Below are 17,639 nucleotides of genomic sequence, written 5' to 3' on the forward strand. Positions count from 1 at the left end.
CCTCTTTACGCAGCAGAGCGGGGGGCGCGACGCAATGACGGCGACACGGCAAGGATCAACAACAGGATGACGGTGATTGCCACGAGACGTGGTACAAGCCCCCACCAGTTGAGTCCGACTTCCCATAAAGCCCAGACCAGTGTCAGGCCCCAGATCACGGCGAACAGGTACACAGCTGCTAATCGTTGCCTGCACAGCAGAACAGCGGTTACTACGCATCCCGCCCCGGTGAGGGCGTAATACCAGCTACCGCCCAAAGCCATCAGCCATACGCCTCCGCCAAAAAGGGCCATGCCAAATGCCCCCAGCGCCAGGGCTAACACGACGGTCGCCAGCCGCCATTTCCCGCTGTGACCAGCCGAGGCCCGGCCGTTGCTGCGGGATTCACTACTACGTTGATTCATGACGCCACTACTTCCTTCATTTGCTATTGATTCAGGCCACGGCCTGTTTGCCGGAGGCTGTAAAGCCGATGGGCCGACGTGTGCAGAACATCGAGAGGACTGAGCCGATCACAAGTAATGCGCCGACGACGACGAAGGCCAAGGCGAAGCTGCCAGAGCCGGCCACCACGTAGCCAGTCACGATCGGAGCGAGGAGACCGAACAGATTGCCGACTGCAGTGATAAAGCCAGCTGCAGTGCCGACATCGTCTTCCGAGCGCACCAGATCGTTGACCAGCGAGAGGTTCAGGGAAATCGCTGAGGCACAAGTGGCTAGCGAAAGCGTGATTACGAAAAGAATTGCCCAGGTATTGTCGATTGCAGGAACCAGGAAGATGATCGAAGACGCCAGCAAGACGCTGGCAACGACCATGCGCCTCTGTCCCGATTCTGCGGCCCCTGGGCGCATCACTTTGTCACTCCAGCGACCAATGACGATGGCAAGAATTGCAGCGCCCAGATACGGAATCGCGGTGTAGATACCGCTCGACATCACCGTCAGACCTTTCTCGGCTTGCAGATAGCTTGGCAACCAGGTCAGGAAGAAGTAGGTGGCATAGACCGCACATCCATGGGACAAGGCGATGGCCCACATGCTGCTAGAGCGAGCGAGGCCTTTCAGACCAAGGGAAACAGTCCGGGCAGGGTCTGCACTGGAAGAGACGCTGCCAGCGGCAATTTCTGCGCGTTCGGCATCCCCCAGCCACGGCGCTTTAGCGGGATGGCTGTACCACTTCAACCAGGCAGCCAGCCAGACGAAGCCCAATGCACCGGCCACGACAAATGCGATGCGCCAGCCGAATGTACTGATCAGCCAGCCGAAACCAATTGCACCAATGGCCGGCCCAACCAGGCTGCCGCTGTGGAAGACCGCAGTGGCCATACCGCGCTCTTTAAGCGGCATCCATTCGCGAATGACCCGGGCACCGGCGGGGTAGGTGGTAGCTTCTCCCATGCCCATGATCAGCCTGCAACTGAGCAAAGAGATGAAACCAGTCGACAATGCAGTGCAGGCCGTTGCAACCGACCAAACACCGATCCCATAACCATTAACCTTCTTGGGGCCGAAGCGGCCCACCAGATAGCCCATGGGGATGAGAGCGAGGAAATAGAGCCACACGAACGATGAGAAGAGGTATCCCATCGCAACTGGCGAGATATCGAATTCTTCCTTGAGGACTTTGGATGCGACTGAGAGCGAGACCCGGTCGACGTAGTTGATCAAGGTCAGGGTGAAGAGAAACGCATAGATCCATACACGTTTTTTCTTCAGGAGACTGGTGCCTTTTTGCATCGCCATCACCTTTGTACTTATTGGGACGATCCAGAGGAGTATCGGGCTGTACGGCACGAGCCCGCTCAACGAGCCCAGGCAGAAGGGCGTTCAACGTGAGCGGGTACCACCGTATGGTCAGAGAATGGTCAGCCTAGCCAGCGCTGAATGTTGGCGACCATGACGTCTTTGGAGATGCCGTAGCGGTCGTGCAATGTCGGCAGTGCGCCTGCATCCAGGAACTGATCGGGCAGCGCAACGTGACGTACTTCAGGCTGTACGCGGGCCTGCAACAACGCCATGGCGATGGCCTCACCCAGGCCGCCGATTTGAGTGTGGTTTTCCGCAATGACCACCAGACGGCCTTCGCGCCGGCATTGCTCCAGGATGGTCTGGACATCGAGCGGCTTAATTGTCGGAACGTGCAAAACGGCGGTGTCCACTTTGTGCTTGGCCAGTTCGTCTGCGACTTCCAGAGCACGCATCGTCATAAGGCCGGAGGAAATGACCAGCACATCGTTGCCATCTCGTAGGAGCTGGGCTTTACCGAGTTCGAATCGGTAATCGTACTCGTCGAGAATCAGCGGTACCCGCCCACGAGGCAGGCGCATATAGACAGGGCCGTCGTGCTCGGCGATCGCGGCCACGCACTGCTCGGTTTCCAATGCATCGCAAGGATCGATAACCATCATCTGCGGAATCGCGCGCATCATCGCCAGATCTTCTGTAGCCTGATGGCTCGGGCCGTACCCAGTCGTCAAGCCCGGCAGCGCTGCGCAGATTTTGACGTTCAGGTTTTCCTCAGCGATCACTTGATGAATGAAGTCATAAGCGCGTCGGGTGGCGAATACCGCGTAGGTGGTGGCGAAAGGCACGAAGCCTTCCTTGGCCATGCCGCCGGCAGCAGCCATGAGCAACTGCTCAGCCATGCCCATCTGCAGGAAACGCTCTGGATAGCGCTGGGCGAAAATGTGCAAGTCAGTGTACTTGGCCAAATCTGCAGTCATGCCGACAATGCGTGGGTTCTTTTGGCCTGCCTTTATCAAGGCGTGGCCGAACGGTGCTGACGTGGTGCGCTGACCCTCGCTTGCGATAGAGGCGATCATGGACGAAGTGGTGAGTTTCGGCTTTGTAGAGGAGGCGGCGTTCATTGTGGGCTCCGGGTCGCATAGATCTCGTCGAGGTCTGTAAGTGCTTGCTGCCACTCCTCGGGCTCGACCCTGATGAAGTGGTTCTTGTCCCGCTGCTCCAGGAAAGGCACACCCTTACCCATTAGCGTGTCGAACAGGATCACGCGAGGTTTGTCCCCCCGTAAAACCGCGAGCAATGTCGAACGCCTCGATCACGGTTTGCAGGTCGTTGCCGTCTACACGCTGTACATGCCAGCCAAACGCTGCCCATTTATCGACCAGGGGTTCGAACTGGAGGATGTCATGGGAGGGGCCATCAGCCTGCTGGCGGTTGATGTCTACCAAGTTGATCAGGTTGCCCAACTGATGATGCGATGCCGACATTGCTGCTTCCCACACCGCCCCCTCATCCAGTTCTCCGTCGGACATCGAGTTGTAGACGAAGGCATCGTTGCCCTTCATGCGCAGAGCAAGAGCTTGGCCTACCGCGATCGCCAAGCCTTGACCGAGTGAACCACCCGAGATCTCCATGCCGGGCGTATAGGTCGCCATCCCGGACATCGGCAGTCGGCTGTCGTCGGAGCCGTAGGTTTCTAGCTCTTCTTCTGGAAGAACCTCTGCTTCCAAGAGGGCGGCGTATAGAGCAATGGCGTAATGCCCGTGTGACAGTAGGAAGCGGTCACGACCTTCCCATTCCGGGTCATCAGCACGAATATTCATGGCGTGGCAGTAGGCGACAGCAAGCACGTCGGCCCAGCCCAGCGCCTGGCCCACATAGCCTTGGCCTTGAACCTCTCCCATGCGCAAGGCGAAACGCCGAATACGCCACGCGTGTTCCGACATCCTGGCCAAAAGCGGGTGGTGAATCTCGGTCATATTGTTCTCCATTGGTGACCAGCGATCCGGGTTTACTGACGCAACCTATTCATCAGTCAGCAACCGTATTGGGTAATGCCATGATATTCATGTAAAAATAGTGGCTCGACAAAAGGTTTAAATTCGTCAACTAATGAACTGGATTCATCAATGAAGCTTTTGAAACGGGTGCCTCTCCCTGCCCTCAGAGTTTTTGAAGCAGCGGGTCGTACCTGCTCTTTTGTCGAGGCAGCAAAGGAGCTCGATCTTTCCCCGAGCGCGGTCAGCCATGCGATTCGCAAACTGGAAGCGGCCGCAGGACTTACCCTCTTCACGCGGAACACGCGCCACACATCCCTGACGCTAGAAGGCGCCATGCTGCTGGATCACGTTCAGCGCGGGTTCGAAGAAATGAGTCGAGGCCTTGCGATCGCGACCAACGAGCCTGCGGTACCTCTACGTCTGCACACGGCGCCCACCTTCGCCAGCCAGTGGTTGGTGCCGCGGTTAGCGAGTTTCCTAGAAGACCACCCAGGAATTGATCTGCGTATTTCAGCGAGCACAGACTATGCGCTGTTCGATAACGATGATTTCGACCTGGACATCGTCTACGGTGAGCCCAGACCGTCGCCTCATGAGAAGACGCCGCTGCGCATCGAGGAGTTAACACCGCTGTGCAGCCCGGAGGTAGCCAAGCATCTGCGCACCCCTCAGGATTTATATTCTCAGTTCCTAATCCAAAGCGACGGTCAGTCCGTCCAGTGGAGAGGCTGGTTTGCAGCGAATGGAATGCAGCCACCGAGTAACTACGGCTTGGCGTTTGACCGGAGCTCTATGGGCATAGCTGCTGCTGCAGGAGGTCTGGGCGTAGTACTTGAATCTGATTTGTTAGCCGAGCAGGAATTGGCGAGCGGTCGCTTGGTCAGTCCGCTTCGCCATGTCAGCAATAGCGTTCGGTACGTTGGTCACTACCTAGTGCATCCACGCCGACCTAGGCAGCCTCATGCAGTTTCTCAGTTTAAGCAGTGGATGTTCAAAGCACTATCGGCTCAAGCAATTTGAGCTGCCGAAGCCCAAGGCGTTGACACTGGAGAATCAGACGGTGTGCACTGGCTTCTTGGAAATCCCCGCCGGCGGAGTCAAGCTAAGGCGATGAAGGAAATGCAAGCACCCTGGCTCGGCTGCTGCGGCAGCTATGCTCGTCGTCTCTAGTAGTGGGAAATGTGATGCAGCACCTCGATCACTTATCGTTGCACCTGTTCGTAATCATTTGCGAAGAAGGCACTATCGCCCGAGCCAGCGAGCGTGCATACATGGCGCCCTCCGCTGTCAGCAAGAGAATCTCGGATATTGAGGCGCGCTTTGGCATTACTCTGCTCAAACGCAGTAAGCGTGGCGTCGAACCTACCCCGGCGGGTGTCGCACTTTTGCGCCATGCACGAGGACTGACCCGCGCCATCGAATCTCTGCAAAGCGAACTGAGTGAATACGCGGACGGCGCACGCGGGCATGTGCGTGTGCTAGCCAATGTCTCGTCGATCATGGAGTTCCTTCCCGAGGAATTATCGGACTTCATGCTCGACAATCCGTTGATTCAGGCGGATATCGAAGAACGCTTCAGTCCGGATGTGGTGCGCGGGGTAGCGGAGGGCAATGCAGACCTGGGCATCTGCCGCAAGTCGATGGCCGTTGGCGACCTGGAGTTCGTCCCGTACCGGCAGGATCATCTGGCCGTGGTAGTTGGCGCCGATCACCCGCTGGCCGGGCGGGGCAGTATCGCGTTCGAAGAGACGCTGGATTACGAGCATCTGGGTTTGTCGGCATTCGCCACGCTCAATACCTTCATGCGCAACAGCGCTGAGGCGGCGGGCAAGGAATTGCGTTTTCGCTCGTACGTGTCGTCATTTGACGCGGCCTATCGTCTGGTGCAGTTCGGCCTGGGCCTCGCAGTGTTCCCGCAGGAGGCGGTGGCGCGCTATGCGCAGCTGTTCGACCTGAGAGTGATCCCGCTGACCGATGACTGGGCGCTTGGCGAGTTCGTCATTTGCATGCGCGACCGGCATGCCTTGAGCCTGTCTGCGCGTCGCTTGCTCGACCATTTGCTACTGCGTGCGCCGGCTTGGCAAACACGGAGCTGATCCATCGCGGCTGACGATGGATCAGCCCGTGAAACACGTCTTTTCTGCCTGTCGTCCTGCTCTTAGTCTGGCCCCACGCTTCAGACAGAGAGACCGCGATGACAACAATAACAATCAACGAAGTCGGCATGCGCGATGGCCTGCAAAGCCTGCACACGGTAATGCCGACTGCCGCCAAGCTGCGCTGGATTGATCGCGCCTATGCCGCTGGCGTGCGCCATATGGAAGTCGCCTCGTTCGTGCCGGCCCGGCTGCTGCCGCAGATGGCCGATGCCAGACAGGTGGTGGGCCATGCCCTGACGTACCCCGATCTGCTGGTGACGGTGCTAGCACCCAACCTGCGTGGTGCGCAGGATGCGCTGGAGTCAGGCGCCCAGCGTATCGTCGCGCCGGTATCCGTCAGCACCGCCCACAGCCTGGCCAACGTGCGCCGTACGCCGCAGGAAATGGTCGAGGAACTGGGGCGCATGTGCCAACTGCGCAGCGAGCTGGGGCGTCACGATGTGCAGATGATCGCCGGCATGTCAGTGGCCTTTGGCTGCACCCGCCAGGGCGATGTGCCATTGGCCGACCTGTGCGAGCTGACCCGCCAGGTGATCGAGGCGGGCTGCGACCTGGTCTCGCTGGGCGACACCACCGGCTACGCCAACCCCGGCCAGGTGGCTACTGTGATCCAGGCCGTTCGCTCCATTGCCGGCAAGCGACTGCGTGCCGCGCACTTCCACGACACCCGTGGCCTGGCCCTGGCCAACAGCCTGGTGGCGGTGCAGCAGGGTATTCGCGAGCTGGATGCATCGCTTGCCGGCCTTGGCGGTTGCCCGTTCGCACCAGGTGCGTCGGGCAATACGGTGACCGAAGACCTTGTGTTCATGCTGCAGAGCATGGGTTTTGACACTGGTATCGACCTGCCAGCGCTGATCGCTTCCCGCCAGCTGCTGCGCGAGGTGCTCCCGGATGAACCGCTTTACGGCGCTATTGCCCGCGCCGGCCTGCCGCTCAACTACCGAAGGAACGCGTAATGTCCAGACTCCCCTTGGACGGCATTCGTGTCGTCGAGATTTCGCACATGGTCATGGGCCCCACCTGCGGCATGATCTTGGGTGACCTGGGTGCCGAAGTGATCAAGATCGAACCCACCCGCGGGGACGGCACTCGCCGCTTGCTCGGGGCGGGGGCGGGGTTCTTCCGCACCTTCAACCGCAACAAGCAGTGCATCGCCGTCGACCTCGACACCCTCCAGGGCCGTGAGGCGGTGCTGACGCTGATCGACAGCGCCGACGTATTCATCGAGAACTTCAAACCCGGGCGCATGCACACACTGGGCTTCGACTACGCCACGCTGCGCCAGCGTAATCCACGGTTGATCTATGCCTCGCACAAGGGCTTCCTCAGTGGCCCGTACGACAACCGCCTAGCCTTGGACGAAGTGGTGCAGATGATGGCCGGCCTGGCCTACATGACCGGGCCGGTGGGCCGCCCCTTGCGCGCCGGCAGTTCGGTAAACGACATCATGGGCGGCATGTTCGGCGCCATTGGTGTACTGGCCGCGCTCAACGAGCGCAACACCACGGGTGTGGGCCGCGAAGTGCAGAGTGCACTATACGAAAACTGCGTGTTGCTCGCGGCCCAGCACATGCAGCAGTACGTGGTGACCGGCCAGGCAGCGGCGCCGATGCCCAACCGCATCAGTGCCTGGGCGGTCTACGACGTGTTCACCTTCGCGGGCGGCGAGCAGATGTTCGTCGCTGCCACGGGTGAAGGCCAGTGGCAGGCCCTGTGCCAGTTGCTGGGCCAGACCGCCTTGCTCGACGACCCGACCTTGGCGACCAACAATGACCGGGTATTGCAGCGGCCGCGGCTGCTGGCGCATCTGGCCGAGGTGTTCGCCAATCTCGATGCCCAGCAATTGGCTACGGAACTGGAGGCGAACAGTATTCCGTTCGCGCCGATCCGCCGCCCAGAAGAACTGTTCGACGACCCGCACCTGATCCAGAGCGGTGGCATGGCGAACCTGCTGCTGGAAGATGGCAGCAGCACGCCGATGCCCTTGCTGCCGCTGTCGCTGGATGGCCAGCGCCTGCAGCCGCGCCGGCCGATCCCGCGGATTGGCGAACACACGCACAAGGTCATGCGCGAGCTGGGCTATAGCGATGAACGCATCGCCGAGCTGTGTGCGGCGGGGGTGCTGAAAACCGACGACCCGGCCCAGGGAGTGCACTGAATGGCCATCTATCGATACGACACACTGACCCCGACCCTTCACCCGGAAACCTTCATCGCCGAGGACGCCACGGTAATCGGCGATGTCACCCTGGAGCAGGGCGTGAGCGTGTGGCCGCAGGCAGTGTTGCGCGGTGACAACGAGCCGATCCGCATCGGCCAGCACAGCAATGTTCAGGAAGGGGCGGTGCTGCATGCCGACCCAGGGTTTGCCCTGACCGTGGGTCGCAACGTCACCATCGGCCATCAGGCCATGCTGCACGGCTGCAGCATCGGCGATGGCGCGCTGGTCGGGATCCAGGCGGTGGTGCTCAATGGCGCGGTGATCGGCCGCAACTGCCTGGTCGGAGCCGGCGCCATCGTCACCGAAGGCAAGGTGTTCCCCGACAACTCGCTGATTCTCGGCGCGCCGGCCAAGGTGGTGCGTGAGCTGAGCCCCGAAGCCGTCGCCGGCATGCACGCCAATGCCGCCGAGTACGTGCGCAAGGGCCAGGCCTTCAAGGAAAAGCTCGTGCGCATTGGCTGACACGTTGTACGCGGCGCCCTCAACGGGCGCCGTCGCTCTCCAATAATTACAAAAATGGAGATTCACCATGGTTGCCTTGACTGGCGAAGTGGCGCGCGAGCGCGCCGACAGCCACATCGACGAACTGCTGCTTTACCGCCGCGTGGCTTGGCGCATCATGCCGCTGGCCATCATCTGTTTCCTTTTTTCCTACTTCGACCGCATCAACATCAGTTTCGCCAAGACTCAGATGCAGGCTGAGCTGGGCCTGAGCGACGCCGCCTACGGACTGGCCGCGAGCATGTTCTTCATCGGCTACGTGCTGTTCGAAGTGCCGAGCAGTTTGGGCCTCAAGCGCTACGGGGCGCCGGCCTGGATCTGCCGGATCATGGTGTCGTGGGGCCTGGCCACGGCGGCCCTGGTATTCGCCTACACCCATTACACGCTGTATTTCCTGCGCTTTCTGATCGGGGTAATGGAAGCGGGTTTCGGCCCGGCGATCCTGTTCTACTTGGCCTGCTGGTTCCCTAAGAAACACTTGGCAAAAATGAACGGCTTGTGGTTCCTTGCCGTGCCCTTGGCCGGGGCGGTGGGCGGGCCGGCTGCGGGCTTCCTGCTGGGAACCATGGATGGTGTATTGGGCCTGGCGGGCTGGCACTGGCTGTTTCTGATGTCGGGTTTGCCATGCGTGTTTCTGGGGCTGCTGGTGCTAAGGAAGCTTGACCGCGACATCGAGTCGGCCAGATGGCTTAGCCGCCAGGAGAAAGACCTGCTGGCGGAGAACTTGGCTCAGGACAGGCGCGTGCAGAAACCAATGCTGGGGTCGATCTGGCAGGTGCTGCTGACCCGCGAAGTGGCGATCATGGCGTTCATTTACTACGTGGTGAAAACTGCTTCCTACGGCCTGAACTTTTGGATGCCACACCTGATCAAGTCGTCCGGCGTGCAGGACATGCTGTGGGTCGGCGTGCTGTCGGCATTGCCGTATGCAGTGGCCTGCATTGGCATGGTGTGGCTGACCCGCCGATCCGACCGCACGGGTGAGCGTAAGCGCTACTTGGTGTACTGCCTTCTGGCGGCCGCTTGCGGTTATCTGTTGGCTTGCCTGTACTCCGACTCGTCGGTGGCCATGATGGCTGCGCTGGTGCTGGCCACCGCAGGCACATTCATCGCCATCCCGATCTTCTGGACAATTCCCCAATCGACTTTCTCAGGGCTGGCCATCGCCACGGGCACTGCGGCGATAAACTCGGTTGGCCAACTGAGCGGCATCGTCGCGCCGGTGATGGTTGGTAAAATCAATGACCTAACCGGCAGTAACTACATGGGCATGCTGTCGATTGCACCGCTGATCCTGATCGCTTGCCTGGTGGTGATGCGCTGCGTCAGAAATCCCAAGGCTTGAACAACAGCGCTTTCCAACAAGAACAACAAGGCGTAACCATGAATGTATCCTCCTCCCGGCGGGCATCGCTGATGCTCGCGGCGCTTGGCTGCGCGTGCCAGGCGGCCCAGGCAGGCTTTGCCGACGACGGCAAGGGCAGCCTGGAGCTGCGCAACCTCTACTTCGACCGCGATTTCCATGGTGATACCGCCAGCCAGTCGCGCCGCGCCGAGTGGGCCCAGGGCTTCATGCTCAAGTGGCAGTCCGGTTATTCCGATGGCGTTGTCGGCTTTGGCCTGGATGCAGTCGGTATGTTGGGCATCAAGCTAGACTCCTCGCCCGACCGCAGCGGCACCGGCCTCTTGCCGCGTGGCAGCGACAAGCGTGCAGCGGACGACTACGGGAAGGCAATTGCCACGTTCAAGGCGAAGCTGTCGCAGACTGAACTGCTGGTCGGTGGGCTAAGCCCGCAACTGCCGCTGCTAGCAGCGAACTACAGTCGCCTATTCCCGCAGTGGTTTAACGGGGTGCAATTGGTCAGCAAGGATCTGGACGACTTCACCTTCACCGTGCTGCAGGTGAATGCGACCAAGCTGCGCGACTCCACCGATTTCGAAGACCTGACGGCAATGGCGCAACAGGGCGCCTACCCAGCGACGGTGAGCAGTGACCGTTTGTATTACGCCGGGGCGGATTACCAGCCGCTGAAGAACCTCACCGTGAGCCTACACACCAGCGACCTCGAAGACCTGTTCCGCCGTGATTTTGCTAGTTTCAAGTATCGCGTCGCTGCGGGGCCAGGTGAGGTATTCACTGAGTGGCGCTGGTTCAACGCCCAGGATCAGGGTAGGGCGTTGCTAGGGGAGGTGGACAGCCGCACCCTGAGCACCAACTTCGGCTACAACCTGTTCGGCCATACCTTCAGCGGCGGCTATCAGAAAGTCAGCGGCGATACCGCTTACGCCTATGTGGGCGGCACCGATACCTACCTGTTCAGCGAACAACAGGTCAGCACCTTCGCCCTGGCCAAAGAGCGCGCCTGGATGTTGCGCTATGACTACAACTTTGCTGCCTTGGGCATTCCGGGTCTTACCTTTAACGTGCGATACGTGAAGGGTGACCAGGTTGATCCGCAGCGCATTGCCACAGCAAAGGGCAGGGCGCTCAAGGCGCGCGGGGGGGAGGGCGAGGAATGGGAGCGCACCACAGACATCACTTACGTGGTGCAGTCAGGATTCTTGAAAAACTTATCTCTACGTTGGCGCAATGCAAGCATGCGCTCTAATTTTGCCGATGCAGCAGACGAGAATCGGTTGATCCTTGGCTATGTAATCGAGTTCTGATGGCATTGCCGTATCCCTCGGATGACACACATTGGCTGACAAAGGCAGCGCAGGAGGGCGTGGAGAAAGGGCTTTCGCTACAGTAAGGCGGAAGTTCTGATACTTGAATTCGACGTATCGCTCAAGAGATCTGCTCTATGCATCCAACGACACTAGACGGACGCTATTTTGTCGTCGAAGGTCAGCCTATGATCGTCGTCGCCCCCAGGCTCTTCAGATACGCTTCTTCGCTGGATTTTCCGGTGGCGGCAGTGACGGTGTACCCAGCAGCTGCCAGAAATGCAGAGCATGGCGGTGTATCACACGCCTTGATGGAAGAGGTTGAGACCTTCTTCAACGGCTTGGCGATGCTTGATCACAAGCTTCGGTCGCTGAAGAGCAGTGTTAAATCGAGTCTGCGACTGGCAGTGCATCCCGCGTATGGAAATTTCCTGGCTCCAATGGCCATTGCACGCTTTCGTCAGAAGCTCGATGTGCCTGTATTCTTTGAGGTGTGCAGCTCAGCAAGCGCTTACCAACGGGTACACTCTGGTGAGATTGACTTTGGCATAGACGGTATATGCGACATCACCTTGGAGTCCCGTGTATTGGGCGGTGCTTCCTATGCGTCCGGCGTGTCCAAGATCGTCAGCTCAGCCATGACTAATCAGCTCGAAAACCGCACCTACCTGGTTGATGAGTTCGTGACGAACCGTTGGATCTGAGGCATGGAAAACCCCTCATCGGCTACGGGCTTCCTGTACCCTTTCCACATCCGATCTCGGCCTTGATCGTATGGGTTGAAGGCCAGCCTAAGTAGTGTCCCTTTTCGGTCACTCTCGCGGGCTCTAGTAGGGGAAACAGCGGAAAGGTGGTAAGCGTCCGGCAAACCCGTCTCGAAAGCTATTTTCTAGGAGTAGAGCGTACTGAGCGGCGGATTCTCGACCGCAATCAATTGTGATCGCGCCTCATCTCGGCCCACTCGATCAATGCCTGGATTGACGGCCCGAGTGCATGGCCGATCTGGGTGAGCTGGTACTCCACCCGGGGTGGCACCTGCGGGTAGACCGTGCGCAGCACGATGCCATCCTTTTCTAACTGCTTTAGCTGTTGAATCAGCATCTTCTGAATTGGAACGGGTAACATCGGCGGCACCATTGCTCGTAAGTTAAGAGCTGCTGGCCATGAGATTCGCGTGGCAAATTCTGGAGGTGTCAACGGAGTTCGTGCATTCGCCGAAGAAATCGGAGCAGAGCCTGTAGACATTCGGGGCGCAGTGGACGGCGCGGATGTGGTAGTGCTGTCGATACCTCTGCCAGCATTGAGCGCACTCCCTCCTGACTTATTTATCTCCGTACCGGATAGCATCCCTGTTGTGGATACCAGCAACTACTACCCTGGTTTGCGTGACCCGCGCATTGCTGAAATTGATCAAGGGATGACGGAAAGCGTTTGGGTGACGAAGCAGATTGGGCGACCGGTAATCAAGGCTTTCAACAATGTGCTCGCGTACACATTGGCAGAGTTGGGCGTTCCGGACGGGACACCAGGTCGTTTGGCAGCGGCGGTAGCGGGTGATGATGAGAAAGCCAAAGAAACAGTGATGACTCTGGTAGATCAGGTAGGCTTCGATCCGGTTGACGCAGGCTCGCTTGAGGAGTCCTGGAAGCAACAGCCGTCTACACCAGGCTATTGCTGTGATTACGATGCTGAGACTATGCGCAGAGCTTTATCAGCAGCTATCAGGGGGCAGGCAGCCGCTAAACGAGATCAATTGCCTGAGCATTTCAAGTGGCTCGGGCCGAACCCGACCCATGGCGACGTGATAGCCATGAATCGATCATTCAATCCACTCGACTAAGGTTTTTTGCTGAGCATGGAGCAAGCTCAAGAATGACTGATCGCTTGAGACGATGAATGACTCCAGCATTGGGGTAACAACTTTACAATCTCACTTGCCCGCTGTGTCGGCAGCCGAGTCCGCCAGTACCATCCATCAAAGGCAGCAGCGGACTCTGAGGGGTAATATCTGAATTCTGACTGCGTCTGAACTGGGCGTAACGACGGAAATAGGCCGCGAACTGAGCCGGTGAGGTCTGTTTTTTGCCTGTTGCTCGGGAACCCGCGCCGTCGGCTTTAAAGTTTGAAAACGTGAGTCTCTTAATCGATGTCCGCGCTGATTTCATCATGACTTAAAGCTCCTCAGGCGCTAGTAGAGCGACTAGTGCTAGGCAGGTCTGCGTTTTGAAAAACATAGCGGTGGCCGTGAGACGCACTTAGGTCTCTAGGACGCGGCGTGATAAGACCGCCGGCATTGAGCTGCTTGCTGGGATCCGGGCTTGGCCCAAGGTGAGCCGACGCTGGGGCCTAGGCTGTGGAGTGCCAAATTAACAAAAGAAATTGTAGACGCCAAAGGATGCTGGCGGAGGCAGTAGCCGTGAGGCTTGATTGTGAATTGGCTTGTACGCTGGATTACGCAATTGTGCCGATCGTCGAGCAGAGCACAGGCATGAGAAGGAGCGTAACGGCTTGATTCGAGGGTTGTATGGTCAATCGAGGCAAGTTTGGTTTTCGGGGGCTGGTGACAAACATGAGCACCTCTCCGCAACACTTCATTTAACATAATATGCATTATGCGCACACTCGTATAAACCCACACGCCCGTGGTTACCCAGATTCAAAACCAGTACCACGCCAGCAACCCACCCAACCATCCCATCCTTTGACCCTGGTTAACATCCCTGCAGATTCCCTCCACTAAAATCCGATCTCCGCACCCTTATGGGGATCTGGCATGACCATCATCGTAACCGGCGCCGCGGGATTCATCGGTAGCAACCTCGTACAGGCGCTCAACCAACGCAACCAAACCGAGATCATCGCCGTCGATGAACTTACCGCAGGCGACAAATTCCTCAACCTGGCTGACTGTGACATCGCTGATTACCTAGACAAGGATGACTTCCTGGACCGGTTTCGGCGCGGACAATTTGGCAACGTACGCGCGGTGCTGCACCAAGGCGCATGTTCCAGTACCGTCGAAGCCGACGGCCGTTTCATGATGGACAACAATTATCGCTACAGCCGGGACTTGCTGGAGATTGCCCAGGCGCAACAGGTTCCGTTCCTGTACGCCTCATCGGCAGCAGTCTACGGTGCTGGCCAGGACTTCCGTGAACAGCGCGATTGTGAGCGCCCATTGAACGTCTACGGCTATTCCAAATTCCTGTTCGATCAGCATGTGCGCCGGCAGTTGTCAGCTACGCGCAGTCAGGTCGTTGGATTGCGCTATTTCAACGTTTACGGGCCCCATGAGCAGCATAAAGGCGCGATGGCATCGGTCGCCATGCACTGTTTCAACCAGTACCAGGCCCGCGGCAAAGTCAGCCTGTTCGGCAGCTACGGCGGCTACCCCAGCGGTAGCCATTTGCGTGATTTCGTCTCGGTGGATGATGTGGTCAGGGTCAATTTATTCTTCCTTGATCACCCGCAACTGAGCGGCATTTTCAATGTGGGTAGCGGACGCGCCCAGTCGTTCAATGATGTTGCGCTGGCGGTGATCAACCGATTGCGCAAATACCAGGGCCAACCCCCATTGTCCTTGGAGATAGCCTTGCTGGAAGGCATACTGGAATACAGTGAATTTCCTGAACATTTGCGCGGCAAATACCAGTGTTACACCTGTGCAGACCTGGAGCGCTTACGCGATGCAGGTTACAAGACGGCAACATTGACGGTCGAACAAGGCGTAGGTCTGTATTGTGATTGGTTGCAGAGCCTGCAAAGCCCGCCGCCTACGCCTTTCAGGCAAGCGACGGCAGCTTGATGTTCGCAACTTCGTGACATAACTACGCTAAATATTCATTTAGTGTAGTTATGTTTAAACCCGCCTAAAGAGGCCCTGCCGATCACCACTGGTGGGTATAACTTGCCGTCAAAACGGTGCCAGGCGCAGGCAAATGGCTGGTGTTGTTACTGTTGCGCATCAGTTGACTGTACAGCGGATAGTAATAACGATTGAACAAGTTCTGGATGCCCACGCTGATCTGATCATGCTCACTCAGCTGGTATTGGCTGATGATATCCACCGTGGTGTAGCCATCTACCCTGCGTCTGCCAAAGCTTTCGACACCTTTGAGGCGGTAATCCTCTGCACCGAAGTAAGTCGCCTGCACGCGATGGCTCCAATCCTCGTCTGGCTTGTATTGAAGATACGCTGTCAGTTTCACAGGTGGAATGCGATAGCCTGTCATGTCTTGCCAATCGCCACCGTCTGGTTGCTCGCGCCCTTTCATCCAGGTGAAGCTCCCCCCTGCCCCCCAATGCTCGTCGCTGGTCAACCAGTCAGCGCTGCCTTCAACGCCATAGATTCGCTCCTGAGTGCGGGTCAGGATCAGGCCATTGTTGAAGCTCTGAACATCACCCAGTTTTGATGCGGTGTAGAAAACAGCCAGCGACGCCAGGGTCTCCTCGCCCAGCTCGCCGCGCCACCCGAGTTCGTAGTTATTGGTCTTGACCGGCTCCAGGTTGGACGAGCCAATATCGAAACCACGGCGTGCGTTACGCAGCTGCACGCCAATGTCAGGTAACTGGAAGCCTTGGCTGAAGGCGGCATAAACCGCCTGGCCGCTGACGGGCGAGTAAGTCAGGCTGATATTGGACAGCAATGCATCGTAATGCACTGTGCCGCCTTCCACCGTGGCGGGGTTGGCGGTGCTTGATTCAGACAGCGGAATGAAGTCCCCGTATTCGGCGGTGGCATATTCATAACGGATGCCGCCTTCCATGGACCACTGCTCGTTGAAACGGTGCTGTAACTGTGCAAACGCACCTACGCTGCGTGACGTCAGGTCAGGCATGTAGCTCAACTTGCCGATTTTATTGAATACCGTTCCGCCGCTCGCATCAAACGCTTGCGGGTCGAAGATATCGATCGGCATGTCGCTGCGCTCCTGGTTGAAGTCGCCGCCCCACAACAGTTCGGTATCTGCCCCGCCGATCGGGGTTCGCAAGGTAATGCGACTACCAACGACTTCGCTGTTCTGCATGACTTGATCGACATTGCGCCCACGTGTGGCAACGCCACGGGCATCGAAGGGCGTGAAGCGGGTGAAATAGTCGCGGTAGTAAAGCTGGGCATTGAAGGTTCCGCCGAGCACTTCCGAGTGACCGTATTCAAGGTTCACCAAGGTGTTCTTGATCTGGTTCTGTTCGTCGAGGGACAACCCGGACAACGGTTGTGCGGGTACGGAACCAGGTGGCAATCGGCTGACCGCTGGGTCGGCGGTATAGTCACTGTTTTGCTCGGCGTTGTAATGGCTGAGGGACAACTGAATACGTTGCAGCTCGTCGATGCGCCAACCCAATTTCCCGCCAATGTTGTAGGTGTTGGAATCGAACAGGTCACCTTGGCTAGGCTCGGGCGCAATGCGGTGCCCTTTGGCATCGTAAGAGGCGCCGATATGGCGTGCACCGAAATCGAATGCGTAATCCAGGGCACCCTGGGCGCCGGCAACATGATGCTGCAACTGCCCTCCCAGGCCATCGCTGTCCACTTGGCTCAAGGGCGAAACGCCCGTTAGCGTGGTCTCGGCCATTTGCTCGCCGCCAGCGGGCCGCGTGGTGATGGAGATGATCCCTCCCGTCGCACCGGCGCCGTAGATAGCGCTACTGCCGCGAATCACCTCGATGCGCTCGATCAATGCAGGGTCGATATTGGCCAAGTTCCGCGAAGAGTCGCGGTTGGTGTTCAGCGGCACGCCATCGACCAGGACCAGCATCGTACGGCCGCGCAGCGTTTGCCCGTAATCGGTGATGGTACGGCTGGAGTCGGCCATCCCAGGGATGCTTTTGGCCAGCAGCGTCGCCAGCCCATCAGAGCCCTGTCGCAATTGCTTCAGTTGCTCGCGTTCGATCACATTGACCTGGCGTGCCTGCGGTACTACACCGCTAGAAAGCCGAGAGGACGTGATCTCCGTGCCTGCCAGTTCAATGGTGCTGGCGGTCGTAGACGGCGCATTACCTGACGCTGCTTCGTTTGATGGTAAAACGATGAAAGTCCGCTCATCACGCGGCTGGACGACCAGCCCACTCTGCTCGAGCACCTGGCCCAGCGCCTGCTCCACTGTGTAACGTCCGTGCAGCGCCGGCGCCTGCTTGCCCGCAGTCAGCTCGCTGGAAAACAGCACTTGAGCACCTGTTTGGCGTGCCACTGCATTCAGCGAGCTTTCCAGCGTTGATGCAGGAATATTGAAATCGACTACTACCATGGTTTGCGCGAACGACCACTGGCTGGCCATCAAGGTGCTGGTCAAAATCGAGACGTGCCAAGGTGTACGCAGGAAGAGCTGACTCACTTGTTATTCTCCA

Annotated in this window: 14 protein-coding genes and 2 pseudogenes; 10 read left to right on the forward strand and 6 right to left on the reverse strand. The window is 58.4% G+C overall.

All coding sequences use genetic code 11. From position 1 onward, the window contains the following. Positions 1-5: 5 nt before the first annotated feature. The 4 genes and pseudogenes from GIB19_RS09580 to GIB19_RS09595 all read right to left on the reverse strand — a co-directional run bounded on the left by GIB19_RS09580 (position 6) and on the right by GIB19_RS09595 (position 3,722). On the reverse strand, positions 6-404 hold the full coding sequence (locus GIB19_RS09580; RefSeq protein ID WP_027593271.1) for a glucose dehydrogenase: 399 nt from the start codon (positions 402-404) through the stop codon (positions 6-8). Between the two features lie 31 nt (positions 405-435). Next, positions 436-1,737 carry an MFS transporter gene (locus tag GIB19_RS09585; protein ID WP_274885321.1) on the reverse strand — a complete coding sequence of 434 codons (1,302 nt, stop codon included), beginning with the start codon at positions 1,735-1,737 and terminating at the stop codon, positions 436-438. Between the two features lie 128 nt (positions 1,738-1,865). Next, positions 1,866-2,867, reverse strand: a complete 1,002-nt coding sequence (locus GIB19_RS09590; RefSeq protein ID WP_027593269.1) for a transketolase family protein — start codon at positions 2,865-2,867, stop codon at positions 1,866-1,868. Then, positions 2,864-3,722, reverse strand: a pseudogene (locus GIB19_RS09595) (transketolase). The gene GIB19_RS09590 and the pseudogene GIB19_RS09595 overlap by 4 nt, the downstream one beginning before the upstream one ends. Before the next feature lie 150 nt (positions 3,723-3,872). Here GIB19_RS09595 and GIB19_RS09600 point away from each other — a divergent pair. From GIB19_RS09600 to GIB19_RS09635, 8 genes are all read left to right on the forward strand, one after another. After that, positions 3,873-4,763 carry a LysR substrate-binding domain-containing protein gene (locus GIB19_RS09600; protein ID WP_085272854.1) on the forward strand — a complete coding sequence of 297 codons (891 nt, stop codon included), beginning with the start codon at positions 3,873-3,875 and terminating at the stop codon, positions 4,761-4,763. A gap of 164 nt (positions 4,764-4,927) precedes the next feature. Beyond that, positions 4,928-5,839, forward strand: coding sequence for a LysR family transcriptional regulator (locus GIB19_RS09605; RefSeq protein WP_085272853.1), 912 nt, complete (start codon positions 4,928-4,930; stop codon positions 5,837-5,839). A gap of 98 nt (positions 5,840-5,937) precedes the next feature. Next, positions 5,938-6,858 carry a hydroxymethylglutaryl-CoA lyase gene (locus GIB19_RS09610; protein ID WP_274885322.1) on the forward strand — a complete coding sequence of 307 codons (921 nt, stop codon included), beginning with the start codon at positions 5,938-5,940 and terminating at the stop codon, positions 6,856-6,858. Continuing rightward, positions 6,858-8,060, forward strand: coding sequence for a CaiB/BaiF CoA transferase family protein (locus GIB19_RS09615; RefSeq protein WP_033694013.1), 1,203 nt, complete (start codon positions 6,858-6,860; stop codon positions 8,058-8,060). The genes GIB19_RS09610 and GIB19_RS09615 overlap by 1 nt, the downstream gene beginning before the upstream one ends. Continuing rightward, on the forward strand, positions 8,061-8,585 hold the full coding sequence (locus tag GIB19_RS09620; protein ID WP_027593263.1) for a gamma carbonic anhydrase family protein: 525 nt from the start codon (positions 8,061-8,063) through the stop codon (positions 8,583-8,585). A 67-nt stretch (positions 8,586-8,652) separates the two neighbouring features. After that, a complete protein-coding gene (locus GIB19_RS09625) occupies positions 8,653-9,969 on the forward strand; it encodes an MFS transporter (RefSeq protein WP_099429327.1) in 1,317 nt (438 codons plus the stop codon). A 38-nt stretch (positions 9,970-10,007) separates the two neighbouring features. Continuing rightward, entirely contained in the window at positions 10,008-11,291 is a 1,284-nt protein-coding gene (locus tag GIB19_RS09630; protein ID WP_099429328.1) for an OprD family porin, read from the forward strand. Positions 11,292-11,479: 188 nt separating this feature from the next. Further along, on the forward strand, positions 11,480-11,995 hold the full coding sequence (locus GIB19_RS09635) for a hypothetical protein (RefSeq protein ID WP_172960358.1): 516 nt from the start codon (positions 11,480-11,482) through the stop codon (positions 11,993-11,995). Positions 11,996-12,221: 226 nt separating this feature from the next. On the opposite strand, the pseudogene GIB19_RS09640 reads toward GIB19_RS09635, so the two are convergent. Continuing rightward, a pseudogene (locus GIB19_RS09640) lies at positions 12,222-12,398 on the reverse strand (winged helix-turn-helix transcriptional regulator); the annotation flags it as partial. Positions 12,399-12,426: 28 nt separating this feature from the next. Here GIB19_RS09640 and GIB19_RS09645 point away from each other — a divergent pair. Continuing rightward, the gene (locus GIB19_RS09645) at positions 12,427-13,131 is read left to right on the forward strand and encodes an NADPH-dependent F420 reductase (protein ID WP_446731374.1); all 705 of its coding nucleotides are present in this window, start codon (positions 12,427-12,429) and stop codon (positions 13,129-13,131) included. Positions 13,132-14,064: 933 nt separating this feature from the next. Then, positions 14,065-15,096, forward strand: a complete 1,032-nt coding sequence (rfaD, locus tag GIB19_RS09650; protein WP_274885325.1) for an ADP-glyceromanno-heptose 6-epimerase — start codon at positions 14,065-14,067, stop codon at positions 15,094-15,096. Between the two features lie 82 nt (positions 15,097-15,178). On the opposite strand, the gene GIB19_RS09655 is transcribed toward rfaD, so the two are convergent. After that, positions 15,179-17,569, reverse strand: coding sequence for a TonB-dependent siderophore receptor (locus GIB19_RS09655; RefSeq protein WP_274885406.1), 2,391 nt, complete (start codon positions 17,567-17,569; stop codon positions 15,179-15,181). Between the last annotated feature and the right edge of the window lie 70 nt (positions 17,570-17,639).

This window comes from Pseudomonas sp. ITEM 17296 (assembly GCF_028895205.1).
Classification (GTDB): Bacteria; Pseudomonadota; Gammaproteobacteria; order Pseudomonadales; family Pseudomonadaceae; genus Aquipseudomonas; species Aquipseudomonas kermanshahensis.